Genomic DNA, 13,693 nt, shown 5'->3' on the forward strand with positions numbered 1-13,693 from the left:
GCGGAGGCATGTGCAATCCCCGCATCAGGTAAATCGAAACATGCGCATCTTGACGAAGTGATGACGGCGTGAGTACCGTCTCACCATCTCTTTTGGAAAGTTTCCTAACAGTTCGGGAGACGCCTCATGAAAAGATCGCTCCGCCGGGCCCTCTGGGCCGGTGCCGTGGTCGCCGTGACCGTCGCAGCGGTGCCGATGACCACCGCGTTCGGCGCCGGCAGTGTCACCACCACGTTCACCAGGGCACAGGACTGGGGGACCGGTCACGAGACGAGGGTGACCGTCACCAACGGGTCGAGTGCCACAGTCGCCACCTGGCGCATCGAGTTCGACCTACCGTCGGGCACCACCATCAGCAGCGCCTGGGACGCCGACGTGACGAGCAGCGGCAACCACTACGTGGCGGTCAAGAAGAGCTGGGCCGGCGGCCTCGCCCCGGGCGCCTCGTTCAGCTGGGGTTACAACGGCACGGGCACCTTCAAGGCCCCGCTGAACTGCACCGTCAACGGCGCACCCTGCGGCGGCGGCACCCCGACCAGCCCGCCGACCACGAGCGCGCCGACCACCGCGCCGCCCACCACGGCCCCACCCACCACCGCACCGCCCACCACGGCGCCGCCGACCACCAACCCGCCCAACCCGGGCGGCAAGAAGGTCGTCGGCTACTTCGCCGAGTGGGGTGTCTACGGACGCAACTACCACGTCAAGAACATCCAGACCAGCGGGTCCGCGGCCAAGCTGACCCACATCCTGTACGCCTTCGGCAACACCACCGGCGGCCGCTGCGCCATCGGTGACAGCTACGCCGACTACGAGAAGGCGTACACGGCTGCGGAGAGCGTGGACGGCGTCGCCGACACCTGGGACCAGCCACTGCGCGGCAGCTTCAACCAGCTGCGCAAGCTCAAGCAGCTGAACCCGCACCTCAAGGTGATCTGGTCGTTCGGCGGTTGGACCTGGTCCGGCGGCTTCACCCAGGCCGCGCAGAACCCGGCCGCGTTCGCCGAGAGCTGCCACAACCTGGTCGAGGACCCGCGCTGGGCGGACGTCTTCGACGGCATCGACGTCGACTGGGAGTACCCGAACGCCTGCGGCCTGACCTGTGACACCAGCGGCCCGAACGCGTTCAAGAACGTGATCAGCGCGCTGCGGTCGCGGTTCGGCTCCAACGCCCTGGTCACCGCCGCCATCACCGCGGACGGCAGCAACGGCGGCAAGATCGACGCCACCGACTACGCCGGGGCCATCGGCAACCTCAACTGGCTGATGCCGATGACCTACGACTACTTCGGAGCCTTCGCCGCCCAGGGGCCGACGGCACCGCACTCCCCGCTCACCTCCTACACCGGCATCCCGCAGCAGGGCTTCCACTCCGACGCGGCGATCCAGAAGCTCAAGAGCAAGGGCGTCCCGGCCAACAAGCTGCTGCTCGGCATCGGCTTCTACGGCCGCGGCTGGACCGGGGTCACCCAGGCCACTCCGGGCGGCAGCGCCACCGGTGCGGCACCGGGCACCTACGAGGCGGGCATCGAGGACTACAAGGTCCTCAAGAACACCTGCCCGGCCACCGGCACGATCGCCGGCACCGCGTACGCCAAGTGCGGCAGCAACTGGTGGAGCTACGACACCCCGTCGACAATCAACGGCAAGATGCAGTACGCGAACAACCAGGGCCTCGGTGGCGCGTTCTTCTGGGAACTCTCCGGTGACACCAGCAACGGCGAACTCATCGGCGCCATCAAGGGCGGTCTCGGCTGAGCCGAGGACCGACGCACGACCCACCCGGCGGGGAGGGGTGCGCACCGCCCCTCCCCGCCCGGTGACACCGCGGCCCGGTCGACGCCCAGCGTCGGCCGGGCCGCATTAGGTGGGTTGGGCCAGGTCAATGTGGCAGACTCGCGGCTCGGCAGGTCACGATCCCAACCTCGACGGAGGTGGTCATGCGCGCGACCCACCTGACCCACCTGAGGCTGGCGGCAACGGCCGCCGCACTGCTGCTCCCGGTGACCCTGGTCGGGTGCGGGATCGGCGACGACGACCGGGACGACGCCAAGGACGAGCCGCCGGTCACGCCGACGCGAACCCCCGCCGAGGAGGCCGCCAGCCGTTCCCGCGAGCGCGTGCAGGCGTACCTCGACGCGATGACCGCCAAGGACGTCGCCGCCGGCCGGAGTCAGCTCTGTGCTCCGCTGCACGAGAGCTTCGACGAGGCTGCCACCGGCCCCAACGGCGACTTCGCCGATCACTTCCAGGTGCCGGAGGCGGCCATCACCGACGTCCGGTCCGGTCCGCTCGGCCAGCAGGTCAGCGTGTCGGTCTCGGTCACCGCCGGCGGCCGCACGGTCGTCCGGCCGTTGGTGTTCACCGTTACCCGCGACGGCAGCGACTGGTGCATCGCCGGGGAGGTGCCGGCCGGGTCACCCGCCGCGCCCGCGCCCGCGCCGACCGGCGCCTTCGTGCCCGGGCAGCCGGGCCAGCCCTCGGCGAATTGATCTCCCATCTGCCGGAAACCGTCCCCCTCGCCGCCCAGCCGCCCCAACCGTCGCCGTACGCTTTCTGTCATGCGCCATGAGTGGCATCAGCTGAGCCATCCCGCGGTGAGTAGCCCGGGCCTGCAGACCAGCCGACCGACAGTCGACTCCGCGGAGGACGCCGCGCTCGGCCTGGACCGCTGGCGGGAGCTGCCCCGTGAGCAGGTCCCACCGTGGTCCGACCCGGCGGACGTCGCGGCGGTCTGCAAGGTCCTCGACACCGTGCCGTCGGTCGTCGCGCCCTACGAGGTGGACCAGCTCCGGCAGAAGCTCGCCCTGGTCTGCGAGGGCAAGGCGTTCCTGCTCCAGGGCGGTGACTGCGCCGAGACGTTCGTCGACAACACCGAGAGCCACCTGCTGGCCAACGCCCGCACCCTGCTCCAGATGGCGATCGTGCTCACCTACGGCGCGTCCCTGCCGGTGGTCAAGGTCGCCCGGGTGGCCGGGCAGTACACCAAGCCCCGCTCACTGCCCACCGACGCCCGCGGCCTGCCCGCCTACCGCGGCGACATGATCAACTCGTTGGAGGCCGACCCGGCCGCCCGGGTCGCCGACCCGCAGCGCATGATCCGGGCGTACGCCAACTCGGCGGCGGCGATGAACATGCTCCGGGCGTACCTCGCCGGTGGGCTCGCCGACCTGCACGCGGTGCACGACTGGAACAAGGGCTTCGTGAAGAACTCCCCGGCGGGGGAGCGCTACGAGGCGATCGCCCGGGAGATCGACCGGGCGCTGGCCTTCATCCGGGCCTGCGGGATGACCGACGACGAGGCGCTGCGAACGGTCACGCTCTACTGCTCCCACGAGGCCCTCGCCCTGGAGTACGACCGGGCGCTCACCCGGGTCTCCGACCGCCGGGCGTACGGGCTCTCCGGGCACTTCCTCTGGATCGGCGAGCGCACCCGGCAGATCAGCGGCGCGCACATCGACTTCATCTCCCGCATCGCCAACCCGATCGGCGTCAAGCTCGGCCCGACCACGTCCCCGGACGAGGCGATCGAGCTGTGCGAGAAGCTCAACCCGGACAACGTCCCCGGTCGGCTCACCCTGATTAGCCGGATGGGCAACCACCGGGTGCGCGACGCCCTGCCCCCGATCGTCGCCAAGGTCACCGCCGCCGGGGCCAAGGTGGTCTGGCAGTGCGACCCGATGCACGGCAACACGCACGAGTCGTCGAACGGCTACAAGACCCGCCACTTCGACCGCATCGTCGACGAGGTGCTCGGCTACTTCGAGGTGCACCGAGGTCTGGACACCCACCCCGGTGGCCTGCACGTCGAGTTGACAGGCGAGGACGTCACCGAGTGTCTCGGCGGCGCCCAGGGCATCGAGGACCTCGACCTGCCCGACCGGTACGAGACCGCCTGCGACCCGCGACTGAACACCCAGCAGTCGTTGGAGCTGGCCTTCCTGGTGGCGGAAATGCTCCGTGGCTGACGCGAGGGGTGAGCTGGCCAGCCCCGCGGTCGGCGGCCGGAAGGATGACAGTGGCTGATTTTGTGGACCTGCGGTCGGACACGGTCACCCGACCCACCGCCGGGATGCGGGAGGCGATGGCCACCGCCGAGGTCGGTGACGACGTCTACGGCGAGGACCCGAGCGTCAACGCGCTGGAGGCCGAGGTCGCCGCGCTGTTCGGGCACGAGGCAGCGCTGTTCGCCCCGAGCGGGTCGATGGCGAACCAGATCGCCCTGCAACTGCTGGTGTCGCCCGGCGACGAGTTGCTCTGCGACGCCGACGCACACGTGGTCACGTACGAGATCGGTGCCGCGGCCGCGTACGGCGGGATCTCCTCGCGGACCTGGCCCGCGGTGGGCGCGGACATCGACCCGGAGCAGGTGGCCCGGATGATCCGGCCGGACGGTTACTTCGCCGTCCCCACCCGCGCGATCGCCGTCGAACAGACCCACAACCGCGGCGGTGGCGGGGTGATTCCGCTGGCGACCCTGCGGGATCTGCGCGGGGTGGCCGACGAGGCGGGCGTCGCGATGCACTGTGACGGCGCGCGGATCTGGCACGCGCACGTCGCCGACGGGGTGCCCCTGATCGAGTACGGCCGGCTCTTCGACACGCTGTCGGTGTGTCTCTCCAAGGGCCTCGGCGCGCCGGTCGGCTCGCTGGTGGTGGGCAGCGCGGAGAAGATCGAACGGGCCCGGCTGATCCGTAAGCGGATGGGCGGTGGCATGCGTCAGGCCGGCATCCTCGCCGCCGCCGGCCGGTACGCGCTCGCGCACCACATCGACCGGCTGGCCGACGACCACGCCAGGGCGGCCCGGCTCGCCGAGGCCGTCGCGCCGTTCGGGGTGCTCGCCTCCCGGGTGCGTACCAACCTTGTCGCGTTGGACCTGACGAAGCACGCACTGGACGCGCGTGCCCTGGTCGCCGCCGCGCGGGCCGAGGGTGTGCTGCTCTCGGCGCTCGCCCCCCGTACCGCCCGCCTGGTCACCCACCTGGGCCTGGACGACGCGGACATCGACCGCGCGGTCGCAGCCCTACCCCGCGTCCTCGCCGCGTCCTGACCGCGCCCTGCCCCGCCCCTGCCCCGCCCCTGCCTCACCCCTGTTGATCATGAGGTTATTGCTGCTCGGTTCGGCGTGTCGTGGCTATAACTCCATGATCACCGAGGCGAGTTGGGTGGGGGACGCCGGGGGGAGGGGGTGTGGGGGTTAGGGGTGTAGGCGGGTGAGGGTTGTTATGTCGGCGGCGTGGCCGAGGTTTTTCTCGCTCGGGGTTTCCACCACGATCGGGACGCCCGCGGTGGCGGGGTGCGCCATCAGCTCGGCGAAGGCGGGCTCGCCGATGGTGCCCTTGCCGATGTTCTCGTGCCGATCCCGGGTGGAGCCGCACAGATCCTTCGAGTCGTTGGCGTGGACCAGCCGCAGCCGGTCCGCACCGACCGTGGCCACCAGGGTGTCCAGGGTCGCCGTCATGCCACCCTCGGCCGCCAGGTCATGCCCCGCCGCCCAGGCGTGGCAGGTGTCGAAGCAGACCCCGAGCATGGGGTGTCGGTCCACCGCGTCCAGGTAGGGGCCGAGCTGCTCCACGCGGGAGGCCAGGGACCGGCCACCGCCGGCGCTCGGCTCGACAAGCAACATCGGCCCGCCGGCGTCGGCGGCCCAGTCGAGCAGCGGCAGCAGCTCCCGGCGGACCTGTCGCATCGCCGCCTCGGTGTACGCCTCGTCGACCGAACTGCCCGCGTGGAACACCACCGCCTGAGCGCCGATCGCCACGCCCCGACGAAGGGCGTGGGCCAGTGTCTGTGCCGACTTCTCGACCGTGGCCGGGGTGGGTGAGCCGAGGTTGACCAGCAGCGAGGCGTGGATGAACGCCGGAATGCCCCGCTCGGCGCAGCCGTCGCGGAACAGGGCGTCCTGGGCCGGGTCGCCGCTGGGCAGCGCCCAACCCCGGGAGTTGGAGACGTAGACCTGCACCACCTGAGCGCCTGTCGCGTCGGCGTACGGCAGGGCCGCCTTGGCCAGCCCTCCGGAGGTCGGGGTGTGCGCGCCCACCGGACGCGAGATGACAGTCGACATCAGAAGCACGTGATGACGACCGGGGTGCCCGGCGGCACCTGCGAATTCTCACCGGGGGCCTGGATCCGGACCGTGGCGTTCGGGTTGAGTGCCACAGTCACCGGGAAGCCCTGGCCCTCCAGGGCCTGCTTGGCCTGCTGACAGGGCAGGTCGATCACCCGGGGCATGAGGATCGCCGCCGGGCCCTTGCTGACGTCCAACTTGACCTGGGTGCCCTTCTCCACGCCGGCACCGTCGGCCGGGCTCTGCCCGAGGATCTCGTCCTTGGGCCTGTCGGAATCCTTGTAGGTCTCCACCAGCACCAGGTTGAGCTGGGCCAGGGCGGCCCGAGCGTCGTTGAGGTTCTTACCGACCAGGTTCGGCACCGTCACCGGTGCCCTGCCCCGACTCAGAATGAGGGTGATCTTGGCGCCGGGTTTGACCTCGGTGCCCACCTTGGGGGAGGTGTCCAGTACGACCCCGGCCGGCAGGCTGTCGTCGTAGCGGGGAGAACCCTTGGCCACCACCAGCTTCACGTTGAGCAGGTCCGCCTCGGCGAGCTCGAACTCCTTGCCGATCACGTCCGGCACGGGGAAGCGCTCCGGGCCGAGGGAGAGGGTCAGGGTGATCGTGCCGCCCTTGACGATCCTGGTGGCGGACGCCGGGCTCTGCCCCAGCACGCTGTCCTTCGGGGCCTTCTCGTCGAAGCGCGGCTCACCGTACTTCAGGGTGAGCCCGGCGCGGGTGGCCTGCGCCTGCGCCTCGGCCTTGCTCAGACTCACCAGTTGCGGAGTATCCGTGTAACGGCCGACGCCGAACCACCAGCCGCCGAGCGCGGCCACCAGGCCCAGCGTCACCACCACGGCCGCGACGGCCAACCGGCCGCGTGGGCTCGCCAGCAATGTGCCACGCAGTGCCGCGAACCGGGACCCGAGACCCTCCGCGGGCTCCGGGGCGGCCCGTCGTCGCCCCGGCCCCTGGTTGGCACCCTCGGGCAGCCGCGCCCAGGCCGGTCGGTCGGTCGGTCGGACCGTCGCGACGACCATGGTCGGCTGAGAGAGTGGCGCATCGTCGGTCACCGCGCGGAGCACGGCGGTGCGGGTGTTGGCGTCACCGAGGCGATCCCGGGCGACCTGCACCTCGGTCAGCAGGGCGCCGGCGTCGGCGGGCCGCGCCGCCGGATCGCGCCGAGTGGCCCGCTGCACCAGGTCGTCGAGGACCGGCGGCAGGCCGGGCACCAGCATCGAGGGTGCCGGTACGTCCCGGTCGACGTGCTGCCAGGCGACGTCCACCGGGCGGTCCCCGTCGTACGGCACGCGACCGGCGAGCATCTCGAACAGCACGATGCCGGCCGAGTAGACGTCGGTGCGGGGATCGGCTCTGCCCTCGGTGACCAGCTCCGGGGCGACGTACGCCACGGTGGCCATCAGCTGGTTGCCCTGCTCCTCGTCGGCGCTCGCCTCGACCGCCCGAGCCAGACCGAAGTCGGCCACCTTGACGACGCTGTCGACCAGATTGGCGACACCGCCGGTGGGCGCCTCGGCGACCAGCACGTTTTCCGGCTTGACGTCGCGGTGCACAAGCCCGGACCGGTGCGCGGCGGCGATCGCGGCGAGCATCTGCTCGATGATGGCCAGCGCCTCGTCCGGGTGGAGCCGGCGTCGTTCGGCCAGCACGTCACGCAGCGTGCGACCGCGCACGTACTCCATCACCAGGTACGGCAGGCCGGCGTGCGTGCCCTGGTCGTAGACCGCCACCACGTTCGGGTGGGTCAGCCGCGCGATGGTCTTCGCCTCGTCGGTGAACCGGGCCACGAAGTTGGCGATCCGGGCCTGCGCCTCGGGCGCCTGGGTCGGATGAATGATCTTGACAGCGACGGTGCGCTCAAGGCGTTCGTCGGTGGCGGTGTACACGGTCGCCATGCCACCACGGGCCACGCGACCGCGGATGCGGTAGCGCCCGTCGATCAGCGAGCCCAGCAACGTGTCGGCGACCTGAGTGTCCATCGGCAGGCAGTCTATGTGTCCAGGGGGTGAAGGTTGAACAGGATGCTACAGCCGGGCGCCGAACGGGTCTGTCCCGCCGCGCTCCCCGTCTCCGCACCCGCAGATCAGCGGCACCACGAGAACTGTCGCTCGGGGTGCCGGTGGCCCGTCGCGACTGTGGCGTGGCAGGGTGGTCGGGTGACCGAACCCGTACCCGACCAGGCCGTGCCCAGCCTGGAGCTCGCCGGCCCCGCCGACCCGGCCGGCTGGCTGACCCTGCCCGACGTCGCCGAGCGCCTCGACGTGTCGATCAGCAAGGTGCACCAGATGATCCGTGACCGGGAGTTGCTGGCGGTGCGCCGTGACGGCGTCCGCCGGATCCCGGCGGACCTGGTTGCCAACCAGGTCGTGCTCAAGCACCTGCCCGGCGTGCTCAACCTGCTCACCGACAACGGCTACGACGACGAGGCCGCCCTGCGCTGGCTGTACGAGCCGGACGAGACCCTCCCCGGCAACACCCCAGCCGCCGCCCTCTCCGGCGACCAGGCCCGCGAGGTAAAACGCCGGGCCCAAGCCCTGGGCTTCTGACCCACCCCACCCCGGCCCCACCCCCACCCACCCGGTTGATCATGGAGTTATTGCCCTGACACGCCGAGCGGGGGTGGCAATAACTCCATGATCAACGCGCGGAAGGATCAACGCGCGGAAGGATCAACGCGGGGCGGGGGAGGGACGGGGGTGGGTGGGGGTTAGTCGGCGCGGCGGGTTGCGGCTATGGCCAGGTCGACGAGGGCTTGGCGGGCCTCGGTGTCCAGGTCGACGTTCGTCAGCGCGGCCAGCGCGGTGTCGGTGAGCGTGACGATCCGCTGCTCGGTGCGGGCCAACGCCCCGCTCGCGGAGATCAGCTCACGCAGCCGAGCCACCCCCGACTCGTCCAACTCCGGGTCGCCGAGCTGGCTGAGCAGCAGCTCACGGCCCGCGTCGTCGGTGGTCTCCACGGCCGCCGCCACCAGGTAGGTGCGCTTGCCCTCGCGCAGGTCGTCCCCGGCCGGCTTGCCGGTCAGCGCCGGGTCACCGAAGACACCCAGCACGTCGTCGCGGAGTTGGAACGCCTCGCCCAGCGGCAGCCCGTACGCCGAGTAGGCCGCCCGTACGTCGGCCGTCGCGTCGGCCAGCGCGGCACCGAGCAGCAGCGGACGCTCGACAGTGTATTTCGCCGACTTGTACCGGGCGACCTTGCTGGCCCGTTCCACCGAGGTGTCGCCGGTGACCTGCGTCAGCACGTCGAGGTATTGCCCGACGGTGACCTCGGTGCGCATCTCGTCGAAGACCGGCCGGGCCCGGGCCAACGACCGCAGGTCCAGCCCCGCGGAGTGCAGCAGCTCGTCGGACCAGACCAGGCAGAGGTCACCGAGCAGGATGGCGGCGGCGTCGCCGAAGCCGTCCGGGTCGCCGCCCCAGCCGGCCTCCCGGTGCCGTGCGGCGAACCGCCGGTGCACCGCGGGCTCGCCGCGTCGGGTGTCGGAGCGGTCCATCAGGTCGTCATGGATCAGGGCGCTGGCCTGGACGAACTCCAGCGCGGCCAGGGCGGTGAGCACCTGGTCGCCGTCGACCCCGCCCGCGCCCCGAAACCCCCAGTACGCGAAGGCGGGACGTAGTCGCTTGCCGCCGCCGAGCACGAAAGCCTCGATCGCCTCGGCCACCGGGGCCAGGGCGTCATCCACTGCGGCGAGCCGCACCCGTTGGCCGGTCAGGAACTCGGTGAGGGCTTTGTCGACCCGCTGCCGTAGGCCGGCACGGTCGACGGGTGAGACGGGGGCAGCGTGGGTCACGCACCGACGCTAGCGGGTCGTCGCGCTCCGCGCCCTACCGCCACGCGTAGTCCCGTCGGTGCGGCCGGGGCCGCTGCGCCCCGCCGGTCGCACACCGGCCACCGCCGTGCGGCCCGGGCCGGGCGCCCGCGTCGAGCCGGTGCGGCGGGTGGCCGCGGCGGCCTCGGCGAGGGTCACCAGCGGCACGTCCAGGACGACGGCGAGCCAGCCGAGCCAGAACGCGCCGGGAACACGACGCTGTCGCTCCCACCGGGACACCTCGTGCCGGCTCAACGTCGGCACCCCGGCGGCGGCGCACAACTCGACGGCGGTGCGTTGTTGGCTCCAGCCACGGGCCAGCCGGCACCGGGCCAGCAGCGGGCCGAGCTGCGCCGGTCGCGGCGATCGAGGCGGGGTCATGCGTCCTCCTGGCGGGCGTCGGCGCGGTGACGGCCCACCCGCCCGACCGGACGGGACCGGCGTCACCGCGTGCTTGCTGACCCCCGCGCGGGAACCCGGGCGCCGCCCCCGTCGCCCCTCCCACGCCCCCATTCCTACCCCGGGGGTACGACGCCTTCCGCCCGCCGGGACGCGCCCGGCAGGCGGTATCGGACCCCGAGGCGGAAAGCGCCTGGGCCGTGGTGGCGTCGCCCGCTAGAGTCGGGTCGTGGCGCTCGGTCTTCCCTCGGTACTCCCCAATCCGCAGCCGGCGATCGGGGAGCTCATTCGTGAGCGCCAGCCGACCTTCTCGTTCGAGTTCTTCCCGCCGAAGACGGAGGCGGGGGAGCGGCTGCTCTGGCAGGCCATCCGCGAGTTGGAGTCGCTGCGCCCGTCGTTCGTGTCGATCACCTACGGCGCGGGCGGCTCGACCCGGGACACCACCGTGGCGGTGACCGAGCGCATCGCCACCGAGACCACCCTGCTGCCGATGGCCCACCTGACCGCGGTCAACCACTCCGTCGCCGAGCTGCGGCACGTGGTCGGCCGGCTCGCCGGTGTGGGGGTGCGCAACGTGCTGGCGGTGCGCGGTGACCCGCCCGGCAACCCGGGCGGCGAGTGGGTCCCGCATCCCGAGGGCGTCGACTACGCCGAGGACCTGGTCCGGCTGGTGCGTGACGCCGGTGACTTCAGCGTCGGCGTGGCCGCCTTCCCGTACAAGCACCCCCGCTCGCCCGACGTGGCCAGCGACACCGCGCAGTTCGTCCGTAAGTGTCGGGCCGGCGCCGAGTTCGCGATCACGCAGATGTTCTTCGAGGCCGACGACTACCTGCGGTTGCGCGACCGGGTGGCCGCCGCCGGGTGCGACACCCCGATCCTGGCCGGGGTGATGCCGGTGACCCAGATCGGCACCATCGAGCGGTCCGTGCAGCTGTCCGGTGCGCCGTTCCCGCCGGCGCTGGCGGCCCGCTTCGAACGCGTCGCCGACGACCCGGAGGCCGTCCGCCGGCTCGGCGTCGAGCAGGCCAGCGAGATGTGCCGCCGACTGCTGGACGAGGGTGTGCCGGGAATCCACTTCATCACCCTCAACCGGTCCACCGCGACCCGCGAGGTCTGGCAGAACCTGAAGGCCGGCGCGCGGGTGTGAATGCGGAGCCCGCGCTACCTGATGCCCGGCACGACGGTTGATCAGTGGTGGGCACACAGCTGAACTGGGACCAGTACGCCACGGCCTGGGCGCGGTTGCACGGTGGGTTCGACCCCCGGGTCGCGGCCCCGGTGGTACGCGCCTGGCTGCGGTTCGCGTACCACGTCGGGTACGTGCTGGGGCGGCTGCGGGTCAGCCCCACCGCGGTCACCGTGGCCGGGGTGCTGCTCTGTTTCTGCGTACCGTTGCTGGTGACCCGGCCGGGCGACGGGCCCTTCCTGGGCGCGTTGTTCGTGCTGCTCGCCGCCGTGGCCGACAGCGTGGACGGTGCGGTGGCGGTCGCCACCGGCCGCACCACCCGGCTCGGCTACGTCTACGACTCGGTCGCCGACCGGCTCGGTGAGGTGGCCTGGCTGCTGGCGTTCTGGCTGGTCGGCGCGCCGGGCGCGTTGATCGTCGCGGGCGGCGCGTTGTCCTGGCTGCACGAGTACGTGCGGGCTCGGGCGGTCGCCGCCGGCATGCGCGACATCGGTGCGGTCACCGTGGGGGAACGCCCCACCCGGGTCTCGGTCGCGCTGGCGGGCCTGGTGGTCGCCGGGCTGGCCGGGCTGATCGAGCCGGACCTGGCCGCCGGCACCATCACCATGGCGACCGCGGTGTGGGTGCTGCTTGCCGGGTTCGGCCTCGGGCAACTGCTCTCCACCATCCGCCGCGCCCTGCTCGACGCCGGCTGAGACACCCCGGGCCTGCTCGACGCCGGCTGAGACACCCCGGCCTACCAGGCGGGGCCGATCTCGTCGGCGACGATCTGCGCGGAGAGGGTGACCATCGGCAGCCCGCCGCCCGGGTGGGTGGAGCCGCCGACCAGCCACAACCCGTTCGCCGGGCCCCGGTTGGCGGGGCGCAGCAGCCCACCGGTGGTGCCGTAGATCGAGCCACCCGGCGCGCCGGTCGCCGCACCCAGGTCGGCCGGGGTGCGGATCTCGCGGAACAGCAACCGGTCGCGCACGTCCACACCGCGTGCCGCCAGCACCTCCAGGATCCGATCGGCGTACGCGTCGGCCAGCCCCGGCCGTCGCCAGTCGACAGCACCCGCCGCGGTGCCGTGGCGCGGTGCGTTGACAAGCACGAACCACGCCTCGTGCCCGGCCGGGCGGACCATCGGGTCGTCGGCCACGGTGACGAACACCGTCGGGTCGACCGCCGGCCGGGCCCGTACGCCGCGCCCGGGGTCTCCGAAGACCGCGTCGAACTCCGCGTCGTAGTCGCCGGGGAAGAAGACGGTGTGGTGGGCCAGCCCGGTGCTGCCGGAGACACCGAGCAGCAGCACGAAACCGGCGAGGCTGCGGTCGGTCAGCCCGGCCAGCCGACGCGGGTGCGGCAGCAGGTCACGGTAGACGGTGAGCGCGTCGATGTTGGCCACCACGACGTCGGCGGGCACCGGGGCGGTGACACCGGCGAGGCGTACCCCGTGCACCCGGCCGCCGGTGGCGTCGATTCGGGTGACGGTGGTGTCCGTCTGCACGACCACGCCGAGGTCCAGGCAACGTGTCAGCAGCGCGTCGGCGAGCGTGCCCAGCCCACCGCGCAGGTACCAGCCGCCGAAGGCCAACTCGGCGTAGGGGACCGCGACCAACGCCGCCGGTGCCCGGCGCGGGTCGGCGCCGGTGTAGGTGGCGTACCGGTCCAGCAGCATCCGCAGCCGCGGGTCGGACAGGTGCCCCCGGCCCAGCCCGCGCAGGGTGCGGCCCGGGGCGATGGCGGCCAGGTCGCCGAGCCGCCAGGCCAGCGACGCGAGATCGCGGGGGGAGTCGACGGTACGGCGCAGGATGTCCCGCTCGGAGGCCCGCCACACCCGTTCGGCGCGGCGCCACAGCCGCTGCCAGTCGGTCGCCGCCCGGTCACCGAGGGCGGCCCCGATCCGGGCGGTGAACTCCACCGGGTCGGCGCACGAGTCCAGGGTCGGGCCGCCGTCGGGAAAGACGTGCCGGACGATCGGGTCCAGTGCGACCAGGTCCAGGTATTCGTCGAGCTTCGCCCCGGTCGCCTCGAACAGGTCGTGGAAGACCTGGGGCAGGGTGAGCAGGCTCGGCCCGGTGTCGAAGTGGAACGACCCGGCCGGGGTGTCGTGCGCGTACCGGCCGAGCTTGCCACCGACCGCGTCGGCGGCCTCGAAGACGGTCACCTGGTGCCCGGTGGCGGCCAGCCGGGCGGCGGTGGCGAGGCCACCCACCCCGGCGCCGACGACCACGATCCGCGCCATGCCGCG

General features: G+C 72.2%; 12 protein-coding genes. 7 read left to right on the forward strand and 5 right to left on the reverse strand.

Annotated features, from left to right (window positions below; translation table 11 throughout):
* Positions 1-126: 126 nt before the first annotated feature.
* The 4 genes from ACGFIQ_RS23025 to ACGFIQ_RS23040 all read left to right on the forward strand — a co-directional run bounded on the left by ACGFIQ_RS23025 (position 127) and on the right by ACGFIQ_RS23040 (position 5,050).
* Positions 127-1,758 carry a glycosyl hydrolase family 18 protein gene (locus tag ACGFIQ_RS23025; RefSeq protein WP_393246709.1) on the forward strand — a complete coding sequence of 544 codons (1,632 nt, stop codon included), beginning with the start codon at positions 127-129 and terminating at the stop codon, positions 1,756-1,758.
* 182 nt (positions 1,759-1,940) lie between these two features.
* On the forward strand, positions 1,941-2,492 hold the full coding sequence (locus tag ACGFIQ_RS23030; protein ID WP_393246711.1) for a nuclear transport factor 2 family protein: 552 nt from the start codon (positions 1,941-1,943) through the stop codon (positions 2,490-2,492).
* A gap of 69 nt (positions 2,493-2,561) precedes the next feature.
* Entirely contained in the window at positions 2,562-3,968 is a 1,407-nt protein-coding gene (locus ACGFIQ_RS23035) for a class II 3-deoxy-7-phosphoheptulonate synthase (RefSeq protein WP_393246713.1), read from the forward strand.
* Between the two features lie 50 nt (positions 3,969-4,018).
* Complete coding sequence (locus tag ACGFIQ_RS23040; RefSeq protein WP_393246715.1) at positions 4,019-5,050, forward strand: threonine aldolase family protein; 1,032 nt, start codon at positions 4,019-4,021, stop codon at positions 5,048-5,050.
* Between the two features lie 147 nt (positions 5,051-5,197).
* Here the strand turns inward: ACGFIQ_RS23040 and ACGFIQ_RS23045 are convergent, their stop codons facing one another.
* On the reverse strand, positions 5,198-6,064 hold the full coding sequence (locus ACGFIQ_RS23045) for a deoxyribonuclease IV (RefSeq protein WP_393246717.1): 867 nt from the start codon (positions 6,062-6,064) through the stop codon (positions 5,198-5,200).
* The gene (gene pknB / locus ACGFIQ_RS23050) at positions 6,064-8,049 is read right to left on the reverse strand and encodes a Stk1 family PASTA domain-containing Ser/Thr kinase (protein ID WP_393246719.1); all 1,986 of its coding nucleotides are present in this window, start codon (positions 8,047-8,049) and stop codon (positions 6,064-6,066) included. The genes ACGFIQ_RS23045 and pknB overlap by 1 nt, the downstream gene beginning before the upstream one ends.
* A gap of 177 nt (positions 8,050-8,226) precedes the next feature.
* Between pknB and ACGFIQ_RS23055 the strand changes: the two genes are divergently transcribed.
* Positions 8,227-8,616: an Rv2175c family DNA-binding protein gene (locus ACGFIQ_RS23055; protein WP_357069473.1), complete on the forward strand. Its 390-nt coding sequence runs from the start codon at positions 8,227-8,229 to the stop codon at positions 8,614-8,616.
* 161 nt (positions 8,617-8,777) lie between these two features.
* On the opposite strand, the gene ACGFIQ_RS23060 is transcribed toward ACGFIQ_RS23055, so the two are convergent.
* Positions 8,778-9,860 (reverse strand): polyprenyl synthetase family protein, encoded by a 1,083-nt coding sequence (locus ACGFIQ_RS23060; protein WP_393246722.1) that lies wholly within the window; start codon positions 9,858-9,860, stop codon positions 8,778-8,780.
* Between the two features lie 9 nt (positions 9,861-9,869).
* Positions 9,870-10,259, reverse strand: coding sequence for a helix-turn-helix domain-containing protein (locus tag ACGFIQ_RS23065; protein ID WP_393246724.1), 390 nt, complete (start codon positions 10,257-10,259; stop codon positions 9,870-9,872).
* A gap of 247 nt (positions 10,260-10,506) precedes the next feature.
* Between ACGFIQ_RS23065 and metF the strand changes: the two genes are divergently transcribed.
* Positions 10,507-11,424 carry a methylenetetrahydrofolate reductase [NAD(P)H] gene (metF, locus tag ACGFIQ_RS23070; protein ID WP_357069478.1) on the forward strand — a complete coding sequence of 306 codons (918 nt, stop codon included), beginning with the start codon at positions 10,507-10,509 and terminating at the stop codon, positions 11,422-11,424.
* A 44-nt stretch (positions 11,425-11,468) separates the two neighbouring features.
* Positions 11,469-12,158 carry a CDP-alcohol phosphatidyltransferase family protein gene (locus tag ACGFIQ_RS23075; protein WP_357553639.1) on the forward strand — a complete coding sequence of 230 codons (690 nt, stop codon included), beginning with the start codon at positions 11,469-11,471 and terminating at the stop codon, positions 12,156-12,158.
* A 41-nt stretch (positions 12,159-12,199) separates the two neighbouring features.
* On the opposite strand, the gene ACGFIQ_RS23080 is transcribed toward ACGFIQ_RS23075, so the two are convergent.
* Positions 12,200-13,687 (reverse strand): phytoene desaturase family protein, encoded by a 1,488-nt coding sequence (locus ACGFIQ_RS23080; RefSeq protein WP_393246727.1) that lies wholly within the window; start codon positions 13,685-13,687, stop codon positions 12,200-12,202.
* Positions 13,688-13,693 lie beyond the last annotated feature (6 nt).

The organism is Micromonospora sp. NPDC048898 (genome assembly GCF_043198035.1).
In the GTDB taxonomy this organism is placed as follows: domain Bacteria; phylum Actinomycetota; class Actinomycetes; order Mycobacteriales; family Micromonosporaceae; genus Micromonospora.